Origin of the sequence: Lapidilactobacillus bayanensis (genome assembly GCF_003946695.1) — a bacterium.
In the GTDB taxonomy this organism is placed as follows: Bacteria; Bacillota; Bacilli; order Lactobacillales; family Lactobacillaceae; genus Lapidilactobacillus; species Lapidilactobacillus bayanensis.
This window is the reverse complement of sequence record NZ_RHOX01000021.1, coordinates 26,199-38,595: the sequence shown is the minus strand read 5'-3', so window position 1 is coordinate 38,595 and position 12,397 is coordinate 26,199. Positions and strand designations below refer to the sequence as shown.

The following is a 12,397-nucleotide window of genomic DNA, read 5'->3' as shown; positions in this document are numbered from 1 at the left end:
TATCCATGCCGAACACAGAAGTTAAGCTTCTTAGCGCCGAGAGTAGTTGGTGGGAGACTGCCTGCGAGGGTAGGGCGCTGCCACGCTAGTAATTCCGGTTTAGCTCAGTTGGTAGAGCGCTTGACTGTTAATCAAGATGTCGTCAGTTCGAGTCTGACAACCGGAGTTAGCCAAAATCGGTCGGTGAGACCGATTTTTTTGGTTAAATGACAGTATATGTACTGTTAGAGTAACATGGCCCGTTGGTCAAGTGGTTAAGACACTGCCCTTTCACGGCGGTAACATGGGTTCAAATCCCGTACGGGTCATAAATATGCCGGATTAGCTCAGTCGGTAGAGCGCTTCCCTCGTAAAGAAGAGGTCGCTGGTTCGATTCCAGTATCCGGCATTTTATAGCATTTACGAGTTTTTCTGGTTAAAGGGAAAAGCTCCACAATCGTTGATATATTAACGATTGTGGGGCTTTTTTTACTATTCTCAAAAAAGCCTTTTCACATATTTTTACAAGCTGCGGCACAAATACTAGACAAGAAGAGCCTATGTTCATAGTGGCTTCAGCGAGATTTAAAAGTACGCGGCACAAAATTATTCAATTGAACTTAATAATTTGACTGCTTTTTCTTTTTTGTTGATTTGAAATTTATTATTTTTTGAATATGGCATAATTTAATATGCCGATAACATGGGCGAAGTCTTTGAAATTACGTGAGATTATGATAGTCTGATGTTATCAATGGAACTGGGGAAGAAGGGAAAAGAAATGCAAAAAAAAGGTATTATTAGCTTGTCGTTATTGGCATTAATGCTGCTAGGGACAGCATGCCATAATCAAGCGCAAACAACTTCAAATACTTCGACTGAGTCATCAAAAGTCAGTCATACTAAGAAAAAGTCTCATCAGAATAAGCAATCAAACCAACAAGCATCATCAGAAAAGACATCTGATTCTCAATCGACGGCCACTAAGGATTCGACTGAGGAGAGCAGTCAGTCAAGTGCTAGTACATCTAAGAAGTCAGCAAAAAGTAGTTCTCAGGTGGCGGGTGACCGCTTAACTCTGATTACAGATGCCTTGAAAACTAGTTTACCTGGTGAAAAATTTCCTCAAGCGGGTATCAACACTAAGCAATCAGCTCTAAGCAGTCGTTATACGGGCAACACACGGAATTATACAGTATTTTATTACACTACTGGTAACGCCGTAGACTTTAACGATAGTAGTTTAGCGAATCGGCAGGCCGCTGCAACTTTACAAAAACAGACTTACGCGTCAACAGCTGCTGCGCAAAGTGCGATTAACTATCATGCACCAGTAACTGGATTGCCAACTGTTGACTTAGGAACGGGAATTTACGCCACTAAAGAAGGCGCCGCTGGTTCTAGCTATCTGAACTGGACTGAAGGTCGCTGGTCATTGGTCGTGCGCTCGTCAAATGTGAATAACGAAGTGGGAGAGCCGCTTGCTAAACAGGTTGTGACTATTTTGCATACGCAAATGTTGCCTATACCGGATCTTCACGGTGCGATTAATCTCTATGTATCTAGTGCTGCGTCATCGCGTATGAATACCGTTACTTGGAGTAAAGGAACCGCGGTGTATACTATTTCTGCGGCTGACCCAATTATCGTGATTCAAATGGCAACGTCATTACAGTAGATAAAAAATAAACCAAAATCAATTTTTTACGCAAAATCTGCGTTTAACTCTTGAAAAATAACGCGTTTTTAGTTATCATATTTAAGTCGGTTAATTCTGGCAAATGGAGGAGTAGCGAAGAGGCTAAACGCGGCGGACTGTAAATCCGCTCCTTCGGGTTCGGTGGTTCGAATCCACTCTCCTCCATACATTGGGTTATAGCCAAGCGGTAAGGCAACGGGTTTTGATCCCGTCATGCGCTGGTTCGAATCCAGCTAACCCAATTTAATATAGGACGATGAGCTCCGTTACTGGTCGATAAGACATGGTAACGGGGTTTTTCTTTGTTCTAATCTATCGATAAAAGGCGTTGAAATTCATCAAAAGAGTCGCCAAAAAAAGAGTCGCCAAAAATGGATTTTTGAAGAATAAATAAAAATATGATTGATTCAAAACTTCATCCTTTATTTCTTCCAACGAAAGCAAGTGTTGGCTAATTTATTAAGGTATTTACTAGCAACGGTTGAACAAATCTGCTTTACTTTGTATTGTTCATTGTTGACTTGTCAGCTAGATAATGGCTAAACTGGTTACAAATTCACCGTAGCAGTGTTGTACCATCATTAAACAATTAAGAATCAGGAGCTGATTAAATGAAAATTGGATTTATTGGTTTAGGAAATATGGGTAAGGCAATTATTGAAGGGTTGTTGACGAAAAAAGCAGTTAAACCGATGGATATCATTGTGCACAGTGCGCACGTCAGCAATTATCAGACGTATGCCGATAAGTTCGAATTGGCAACGGCAAATACTAATCTTGATGTTGCGAAAAATGTTGATGTTTTAGTTCTGGCGGTTAAACCAGAGTTAAAGACGGAAATATTAACGGAAGTAAAACCAGCATTAGTGACTGGTAAAGTGGCCGTTCTTTCACTATTAACTGGCGTGTCATTAGCGGACCTAGCAGAAATTACAGGTTCACAGGTTCCGTTCGTACGGGTTATGCCCAACTTAAACGTACGGATTGGCGCAGGGATTACAGCGATTGCGGCTAACAAGGTTGCACTGGTCTCTGCGGCCGCAACGGCTAAATTGTTATTCAGTGAAATTGGCGAGGTTATCACGTTACCTGAACAGGATTTTAGTACTTTTGTTGCACTGGCAGGGAGTGCGCCGGCATTTGCTTATTTATTCATGGACGCATTAGCCCATGCTGGTGTGAAATATGGCCTGTCAAAAGCACAGTCGTTGCGTATTGTGAGTCAAATGGTCGTTGGTAGCGCGCAATTGATCCAACAAAGTGGAGAGGCTCCCTGGAACTTGATTGATCAGGTTTCTTCACCTGGCGGCACAACAATCGCTGGGGTATTGGCGCTACAAGAGGCCGGATTTGAAACGGCGATTACGAAAGCGGTTGATGCCATGATCAAAAAAGATTTAGGTGAATAGATTTATTTATTGGTCCATCTGCATGTTATAATGACAGCAGCGTTCTTTGAGAATTGGTCTGATTTTTTGAACTTGATTTTTTGGTCTATACCACCTATACTAATAATTGATTAGGCATAAAATATTCGAACGCACTGGTTATGTTAGCGTTCAATTTTATTAAGGAGATGTCTTCATGGGTGCTAAAGTTTTAAAGCATGCAAAAATTTATACAGGGGATCAAGTTATTGATGATGGTTACATTCGCTTTGACGACAGAGTCTTAGCAGTAGGACCAGTCTATGATTATGTCGCTCAACCGGGTGATGAGGTTCAGAATATTCAAGGAACGACGATTATTCCTGGATTCATCGATGTTCATGCTCATGGTGGCTATGGTTTCGACGCAATGGATGGCGATCCGGATCAGATTGATACGATGGCAACTAAAATGATGCGTAATGAGGGTGTGACAACACTCTTTGCAACGACAATGACGCAATCTAACGAGAACATCGCCAATGCGATGAAGGGTGTTAAGGTTGCCGCAGAACGCAATCCAGTTATCAAAGGCGTTCATTTGGAAGGTCCATTTATTTCCGCAGTATATAAAGGTGCTCAACCAGAAGAATACATTAAAGATCCTGATACTAAATTATTAGGTGAATGGAACGAATTATCTGGTAATCTTGTTAAGTTGATTACCTACGCGCCTGAAGATAAAGGTTCAGCGGCATTTGAAGACTATTGTTTGGAGCATGGGATTGTGCCATCAGTAGGGCACAGTAATGCAACTCGTGAACAATTATTGAATAGTAAAGCAACTCATGCGACTCACTTATACAATGCTCAACGTGAATTTAAGCATCGTCAACCAGGCGTTACTGGTCACGTGATGTTGGAAGATAATATTCACGCCGAATTGATTTGCGATGGCTTCCACATCGTCCCTGATATGATTCGCCTTGCTTTTGACATGAAGGGGCCAGAACGGATTGAATTAGTGACTGATTCAATGCGCTCAAAGGGTATGCCTGAAGGTGAAAGTGAATTAGGTGGTCAAAAAGTATTTGTTAAAGATAAGCAAGCACGTTTGGCTGATGGTACTTTAGCAGGCTCAGTTCTACAATTCATCGATGCGTTCAAGAACATTCAAGACTTTACAGGTTGCTCAATGTTCGAAGCTGTTCAAATGTCTAGCGTTAACCAAGCAGAAGAATTCCATTTGGATTCAAAGGGCACGCTAACAGAAGGTAAAGACGCCGACATGAACTTACTCGACCGCAACATGAATTTAGTTGCGACATACAGCTACGGCAACGAGAACCATCCAGAATAAGAGTGCGGAGAAGCAACGGGTTGGCGGTATGAATTTAAACGGGAAGATCATTGCGTGTCAACGCAAGGAGATTCACGCTTAAATCCACTTCCGCCAGTTGCTGTGAGCACGTTTCAAAATCAGAGTGCGAAAGTCAACGGGTTGGGTGTTTGTATTTAAACGGGAAGATCATTGCGTGTCAACGCAAGGAGATTCACGCTTAAATCCACTTCCGCCAGTTGCTTTGCAGCACGTTTCAAAATCAGAGTGCGAAAGCCAACGGGTTGGGTGTTTGTATTTAAACGGGAAGATTGATGCATGACAATGCAGCAAGATTCACGCTTAAATACACGACACCCAGTTGGCTTGAACACATTTCAAATCAGAGTGCAAAAACCGACGATTTGGCAACATGATTTTAAACGAAAAAATCAATGCGTGCTAACGCAGTGAGATTCACACCTAATTCACTGTCGCCAGTCGTTTTGATTAGGCTTCAATCAACTATAATTTCAACTTGAACTTTTACTTGGATGTTAAGAGGTAACGACATGGAATCTCCGGTATATATTAAAATCCACAATCAAATTAAACGTGATATTGAAGCAGGTATTTGGAAAGTCGGCGATCGAATTCCGTCTGAGCGAGCCTTATCTGTTAAATTTGACGTGAGCAGAATGACTTTACGGCAAGCGTTACAGACGCTTGTTGATGAAGGAATTTTAGAGCGGCGGATTGGTGCCGGAACTTATGTTGCTCGCCAAAAAGTTCAAGAAAAAATGTCTGGGACAACTAGTTTTACTGAAATTATGCGTTCTCAAGGTAAGTTTCCTTCTAGTAAAACGATCTCTTATCGAACAGTGAGTCCATCATTGAGTGAGCAAGAACGCTTGCAACTTGGTGAGAAAGATAAAGTTGTTCGCATGGAGCGGATTCGGTTAGCTGATGGTGTGCCTATTAGTTTTGAAGTCACCACGATTCCAGCGGCGTTGATCAAAGATTTCAGTCGTTCAGAAGTGACGGATTCTTTCTATGCGACGATGGAGCACAAGGGAGGCTATCACATCGGTCGAGCTAAGCAGACTGTAATGGCAACCTTAGCTTCAGAAAACATTGCTGAATATTTGAACATCAAAAAAGGCGATGCTATTCTGCGTTTACGGCAAATTACTTATCTTGATGATGAACGCCCCTTTGAATATGTGCGGACGCAATATGCCGGTGAAAGATTTGAGTTTTTCTTAGAGAAATAAACGTAGGAACTGGGACAAAAATCCCGGTTCTTTTTATTTCTTGTCTCACTTTAGCTGTCTAAGAAACAGGATCGGACTTTTTTAAGTTAATATTGGTTGGATAATTTTGTAGCTCGCTTCTAGTCCAAGTTTATTTTTGGAAAAAATTCATGACCTCACACGCCTGTTATCAAATCGGTGAAAAAATAGCCATTCCCCCAACATGGAAATGGCTATTGCCTTTCCAAGATAAGCCTAGTATCTTAATCACATCTTTAACATAACCTGAATATTTCAAAAGGACAACTTTAGCAGCACCAATAATTTACCGGTATTTTTGGTTAAGGGCGTTGTGCAAAGACTTAAGTTTAAAACGGTATGCTGCTGATTAAAGTCATTTAGTTTGCGGGTTATCAGTTTCTGCGGGTAAGATCATTTAATTATTAATTATTGAAAGTTGATTTCGCTTTCATCATAAATTCGCGAATTTTTTCACAGGCGGTGCGTTATAATGTACTTAATGCAAAGGAGCCATGGTATAATACCCTTAACAAAATAAGCAACTAGCGGGGTGCGCTATGAGAAAAGTATATCCTGATGACAGTTTGATGCTGCACACGGATTTCTATGAAATAAATATGATGTACACATATTGGAAAAAAGGAATCAACAAACGGCATGCTGTTTTTGAAGCTTATTTCCGTAAAATTCCGTTTGAAAATGGCTATGCAATTTTTGCTGGTTTAGAGCGAATCGTTAATTTTTTACAAGATTTTCATTTCACCGAGAGTGATTTAACTTACCTACGCGAACAAGCAAATTTTGATCCTGAATTTGTTGACTATCTTGCTAACATGAAGTTTGAGTGTACCATTCGTTCGGCGCAAGAAGGTGATTTAGTTTTCAACGAAGAACCAGTTTTGCAAGTCGAAGGTCCGCTAGATCAGTGTCAATTAATTGAAACCATCCTTTTAAATATTATCAACTTCCAAATTCTAGTTGCTACCAAAGCAGCACGAATTAAGTCAGTTGCTGGCGACAACCCGGTGCTTGAGTTTGGTTCACGACGTGCACAAGAATTGGATGCCGCCATTTGGGGAACGCGTGCCGCTTATATTGGTGGCTTTGACGCAACGAGTAATGTTCGTGCCGCTAAGATTTTCGGTATTCCCGCAAGTGGTACTCATGCGCATTCGTTGGTTCAATTCTATCAAAATGATTATCAAGCTTTTAAGGCTTATGCTGAAACTCACCATGACTGTGTTTTTCTGGTTGATACGTATGATACCTTACGTTCTGGTGTGCCGAGTGCGATACGTGTTGCCAAGGAAATGGGCGCGAAGATCAACTTCCAAGGTGTGCGGATTGATTCCGGTGATATGGCCTATATTTCTAAAAAGGTTCGTCAACAGCTAGACGCTGCTGGTTTTCCCGATGCTAAGATTTATGCTTCGAATGATTTGGATGAAAAAACCATTCAAAACTTAAAGATGCAAGGTGCAAAGATTGATATTTGGGGCGTGGGGACTAAAGTGATTACCGCCTTTGATCAACCAGCTTTAGGGGCCGTTTACAAATTGGTTTCCATCGAAGATTCTCAGGGTCATATGGTTGACACGATTAAACTTTCGAGTAATGTTGAAAAAGTTAGCACACCAGGTAAGAAACAAGTTTGGCGAATTACTAATCGGCAGAAGAATGACAAATCTGAAGGTGACTATGTCACATTATGGGATGAAAATCCGTTGGAACATGAGGCACTATTTATGTTCCATCCTAAATATAATTACATTAATAAAACTATCCACGATTTTGATGCCGTTCCAGTTTTGAAAGACATCTTTATTGATGGTAAGTTAGTTTATGATCTGCCAGATTTAGATACGATTAAAGCCTACGAAACAGAGAACCTAGATTCATTATGGGATGAATATAAACGTGATTTGAATCCGCAGGAATATCCCGTAGACTTGTCGCAGCGCCTTTACGATCACAAGATGGCTCACATTGCGCAAATGCGGCAAATGGTTGAGAATTTAAGTGACAATCAAGATTAGTTAAGGAGTGAGAATCTTGCGACCTTTACAGAAAAAAATAATCGCAGTCGAAAGAACACAACCAACAATTGATGTGACGGCCGAAATTCGTCGTTCAGTTGATTTTTTGAAGGATTATTTGTTAAAAAATACCTTTCTTAAATCTTATGTCTTGGGAATTTCTGGCGGTCAGGATTCAACCTTGGCGGGTAAGCTGGCCCAAATGGCTATTAGTGAATTACGCGCTGAAACAGGCAATTCTGACTATCAATTTATCGCCGTACGATTACCTTATGGCGTTCAGGTTGATGAAAGTGATGCCATGGAAGCTATCGAGTGGATGAATGCTGATCAAGTTGTTCGGATTGATATTAAAGCTGCAACCGACGCAATGTTTAGTGAACTAGCAGCGAATGGTCAAGAAATAAGCGACTTCAATAAAGGTAATATTAAAGCACGCCAACGAATGATCGTTCAATATGCTATTGCTGGTGCGCATGCCGGCGCGGTGGTCGGTACCGATCATGCGGCTGAAAACATTACGGGTTTTTATACTAAGTATGGTGATGGTGGCGCCGATGTAACACCGCTATACCGTCTGGATAAGCGTCAGGGCCGTGCATTGTTAAAAGAGTTAGGCGCACCAGAACATTTATATTTGAAGAAACCAACGGCTGATTTAGAAGATAATCGACCGTCATTACCAGATGAAGTGGCCTTAGGCGTAACTTACGACAATATTGATGATTATCTCGAAGGCAAGGAGATTGATCCTAGCGCTGCTGAAAAAATTGAAAATTGGTTCAGCAAAACGGAGCATAAGCGGCACTTACCAATTACGGTTTTTGATGAGTTCTGGAAATAATGGGTTAAGTGATGGATTTAAGGCGTATTTAGAGACGACTAACAATTTTTTATCTAATCGATAAGTTATAAATTGCTTTAGCCGTACTTTTCAGGTATACTTGCCATTAGAAACAAGGGAGTAACTTGCAGCGATGCTGTGATAAAACCATCAACAAGACGATAGTTCTGGTTTTGTCTTAAATAGTGAGACTTGTATGCGGCTGTTCGCGTACAAGTCTTTTTTATTTCCTTGGGTTTATTAAAACTGTATCGTGAGAATGGGGTTATCTGTTAATGTCATAATTATTCTTTGAAGCTTTTCTGCGCGCTTGCGCAAAGGTTGCATACAGAACGTGCGCGCATTGCCACGACGGTGAAGGAATACTTGATGCTGGAACGTAGTAGACGTCGCTTGAATTTAGCGCGCTAAATATTAGAACAGTTATTTTGCTCTTCTTCGTGCTTGCACAAAGGTTGCGTACGGAGCGTGCGGGGTATCGTGGCGGCAAATAAATACTTGTCGCTGGAACGTAGTGGGCGTCGATTTGAGCCGATTGAAGTGCGAATCGTCTCAAATACGAGCCTTAATGTAAGCAATAAATTGCTAACATTAATTTCACTACTGAGCGGTATTTATTTGCCGCCACTGGACAAGCAAGCTGGCAACCTTTGCGCAAGCGCTGAATTGACGAGTGGTTGAACTGCCTTTTAATTTCAAGAAGTATAAATTTGCAGTTAAGACAGCACTAACACTTTTTTGTCAGTGCCGGAGGGAAATCGCGGTCAGCCGTGAAATTGTCGTTAATGGTTTACCATTTACGACAAGGCCGAGCTTTAAGACAATCGTAGATTGGCTTAAAGTCGAGCCCACAGCGTTCCACCAGCGTATTTCCCGCAGGCACGAAGAACCACAGCATAACAGTTCTAGGATTTGCAGCTCTCAATCAAGTTCACATTCAAAATAAATCGGGTTTGATTCGGATCAAATCAAGCTCGCAGCGTTCCACTAGCATATTTCCCGTAGGCACGAAGAACATCAATATAGCAGTTAGCGGCAATGCAATTTATTTTTATTAACCTTGTTTTCAAACTATTTTATAAATCTAATTAGATAAAAGGAGTCGATTTTTTGACACAAGCTCAAGATTCAAACAAACGTTTTTACGCTCAATCTGAGCAGCAGATCCTTCAAGAATTTGGCACTAGCAAAAATGGCTTGAGTGATGCTCAAGCAGAATCTGCATTAGAAAAATATGGGTTAAATGCCCTTGAGCAGGCCAAAAAGCGGACGCTGGCGCAACGTTTCTTAGATCAATTCAAAGATTTTATGATCATTGTTTTATTAGCAGCGGCAATTATTTCGGGTGTAGTGGCTCACGAATGGGCCGATGCTATGCTAATTTTAGCCGTGGTGATTATCAATGCCATCTTTGGTGTTTTTCAAGAATCAAAAGCTGAAGAAGCAATTGATGCACTGAAAGAAATGTCCACGCCAGAAGCACATGTCCGACGCAACGGCAACATGGAAACGATTAGTAGTACTGATCTAGTGCCTGGCGATATTGTCTTGCTTGAAGCTGGTGACATTGTGCCAGCTGACTTACGCTTAGTTGAAGCTGCTTCGTTGAAGATTGAAGAATCTGCTTTAACTGGTGAATCGGTCCCTGTTGAAAAAGATATTGCAACGCTAAAAGATGAAAACATTCCCATCGGTGATCGCCATAATATGGCCTTCATGAACAGCAATGTGACTTATGGCCGTGGTGTTGGGGTTGTGATTGGCACTGGAATGAACACTGAAGTTGGTCGCATTGCAGGCATGATCAACTCTGCTGAAGAAACGACAACGCCATTACAAGCTAATTTGAATTCACTTGGTAAAACAATTACTTGGTTAATTTTGGCGATTGCTGCGATTATCTTTGTGATTGGTGTCATGAATAATCATGATAACTTACCAATGAATCAGTTGATTATTGAAATGTTACTAACGGCTATTTCTTTAGCTGTTGCTGCTATTCCAGAAGGGTTGCCAGCAATCGTAACTGTTATTTTGGCCCTCGGAACGACACGTATGGCCAAACGGCGTTCATTAGTGCGTAAATTACCAGCGGTTGAAACATTGGGCTCAACAGATATTGTAGCCTCTGATAAAACTGGTACGTTAACACAAAATAAAATGACCGTTGAAAAAGTGTATCGTCATGGAAAATTAGCGCCGGCTAGTGACCCAATTTCTGCTACTGATAATACATTGCGAGTTATGACGTTTAGCAATGACACCAAGATTCAAAATGATGGTAAATTGGTCGGTGATCCTACTGAAACAGCTTTAGTTCAATTTGGTTTTGATCATGATTATCAAGTTACTGATGAACTGAAAAAAGAACCACGTGTTGGCGAAGTACCATTTGATTCCGAGCGTAAGTTGATGTCGACAATTCATCAATTAGCTAACGGTCAATTCTATGTTGCAGTTAAAGGTGCTCCCGATGAATTATTGAAGCGAGTAACGCGTATTGAAGATACGGCTGATGACGTGCGGCAAATTACTGATGCTGATCGTCGTGAAATTTTGCAAGAAAACAAAGGGATGGCCACACAAGCGTTACGTGTTTTAGCAATGGCTTATAAAATTGTTGACGCCATGCCCGAAAAATTAGATAGCGCGACGGTCGAAAATGATTTAATCTTCGCTGGGTTAATTGGGATGATCGATCCAGAACGGCCTGAAGCTGCTAAAGCTGTTGCGGATGCGAAAAAGGCCGGTATTCGACCATTGATGATTACTGGTGACCACCAAGATACTGCTGAAGCAATTGCTGGGCGTTTAGGAATTATTAAGCCTGGTGATGATGATGCTGTTATTACTGGTGCAGCATTAGATAAGATGAGTGACGACGAATTTGCCAAGAATGTTGGTCAATACTCTGTTTATGCGCGAGTTTCTCCAGAACATAAAGTTCGAATTGTTAAGGCTTGGCAAGATAAGGGTAAAGTTGTTGCGATGACTGGTGATGGTGTTAACGACGCGCCGGCCTTGAAGTCTGCCGATATTGGTATTGGGATGGGTATTACAGGCACTGAAGTTTCTAAGGGTGCTAGTGATATGGTCCTAGCTGATGATAACTTTGCAACGATTATTGTCGCCGTTGAAGAAGGGCGAAAAGTTTTTGCCAATATTCAAAAGTCGATTCAGTATTTATTATCGGCTAACTTAGGTGAAGTTTTAACCTTATTCGTCATGACTTTAATGGGCTGGGATATCTTAGTACCTGTTCAATTGTTATGGATCAACCTAGCAACTGATACTTTCCCAGCGATTGCTTTAGGGGTTGAACCAACCGAACCAGGCATTATGAAGCGTCAACCGCGTGGTCGCAAGGCTAACTTCTTAAGTGGTGGTGTTGCGTCTTCGATTATCTATCAAGGAATTCTCGAAGGTATCTTAACGTTAGGTGTTTATGGATTGGCCATTATGTTCCCTGTTCACAGCGGCTACAACGCCATTCATGCTGATGCCTTAACGATGGCTTACGCAACTTTGGCACTGATTCAGTTGTTCCACGCCTTTAATGTGAAGTCAATTCACCAATCATTATTCAAGATTCATCCGTTTGCTAATCGCGTCTTTAATATCGGCATTACCATGTCAACAATTATGGTTGCTTTAACAATTGTTGTTCCTGGCTTTAACAAGTTGTTCCACGTCACAGAATTGAACTTGTTACAATGGAGCATGGTTCTCGGCGCTGGTATTTTAATGGTCGTCATTGTCGAAATCGTTAAATTTGTTCAGCGTAAAATGGGACGTCAATAATAGCGTGATCAGTTAAGGATGATTAACATATCAGGTCCTGAAACTTAGATTTGAATTGCAAACCAACAGTAACGTTATT

At 41.2% G+C, this 12,397-nt stretch carries 8 protein-coding genes, 5 tRNA genes and 1 rRNA gene; all 14 read left to right on the top strand.

Annotated elements, in window-relative coordinates; genetic code table 11:
• Window positions 1–86: ribosomal RNA gene (gene rrf / locus EKM65_RS11635) — 5S ribosomal RNA — on the top strand; the annotation flags it as partial.
• 7 nt (window positions 87–93) lie between these two features.
• A tRNA-Asn gene (locus EKM65_RS08555) sits at window positions 94–166 on the top strand.
• Window positions 167–236: 70 nt separating this feature from the next.
• Window positions 237–308, top strand: a tRNA-Glu gene (locus EKM65_RS08550).
• A gap of 7 nt (window positions 309–315) precedes the next feature.
• Window positions 316–388, top strand: a tRNA-Thr gene (locus tag EKM65_RS08545).
• A 372-nt stretch (window positions 389–760) separates the two neighbouring features.
• Window positions 761–1,657 (top strand): hypothetical protein, encoded by an 897-nt coding sequence (locus EKM65_RS08540; protein WP_125607512.1) that lies wholly within the window; start codon window positions 761–763, stop codon window positions 1,655–1,657.
• A 105-nt stretch (window positions 1,658–1,762) separates the two neighbouring features.
• Window positions 1,763–1,843, top strand: a tRNA-Tyr gene (locus EKM65_RS08535).
• Window positions 1,844–1,848: 5 nt separating this feature from the next.
• Window positions 1,849–1,920 (top strand) — tRNA-Gln (locus EKM65_RS08530).
• A 369-nt stretch (window positions 1,921–2,289) separates the two neighbouring features.
• Window positions 2,290–3,087 carry a pyrroline-5-carboxylate reductase gene (gene proC, locus EKM65_RS08525; protein WP_125607510.1) on the top strand — a complete coding sequence of 266 codons (798 nt, stop codon included), beginning with the start codon at window positions 2,290–2,292 and terminating at the stop codon, window positions 3,085–3,087.
• Window positions 3,088–3,262: 175 nt separating this feature from the next.
• Window positions 3,263–4,405, top strand: a complete 1,143-nt coding sequence (nagA, locus tag EKM65_RS08520; RefSeq protein ID WP_125607508.1) for an N-acetylglucosamine-6-phosphate deacetylase — start codon at window positions 3,263–3,265, stop codon at window positions 4,403–4,405.
• Between the two features lie 530 nt (window positions 4,406–4,935).
• Complete coding sequence (locus EKM65_RS08515) at window positions 4,936–5,637, top strand: GntR family transcriptional regulator (protein ID WP_125607506.1); 702 nt, start codon at window positions 4,936–4,938, stop codon at window positions 5,635–5,637.
• A 557-nt stretch (window positions 5,638–6,194) separates the two neighbouring features.
• Window positions 6,195–7,673, top strand: a complete 1,479-nt coding sequence (locus EKM65_RS08510; protein ID WP_125607504.1) for a nicotinate phosphoribosyltransferase — start codon at window positions 6,195–6,197, stop codon at window positions 7,671–7,673.
• A 16-nt stretch (window positions 7,674–7,689) separates the two neighbouring features.
• Window positions 7,690–8,517 carry an ammonia-dependent NAD(+) synthetase gene (gene nadE, locus EKM65_RS08505; protein WP_125607502.1) on the top strand — a complete coding sequence of 276 codons (828 nt, stop codon included), beginning with the start codon at window positions 7,690–7,692 and terminating at the stop codon, window positions 8,515–8,517.
• A gap of 480 nt (window positions 8,518–8,997) precedes the next feature.
• A complete protein-coding gene (locus EKM65_RS08500; RefSeq protein WP_125607500.1) occupies window positions 8,998–9,198 on the top strand; it encodes a hypothetical protein in 201 nt (66 codons plus the stop codon).
• A gap of 429 nt (window positions 9,199–9,627) precedes the next feature.
• A complete protein-coding gene (locus EKM65_RS08495; RefSeq protein ID WP_125607498.1) occupies window positions 9,628–12,318 on the top strand; it encodes a cation-translocating P-type ATPase in 2,691 nt (896 codons plus the stop codon).
• The last annotated feature ends 79 nt before the right edge of the window (window positions 12,319–12,397 follow it).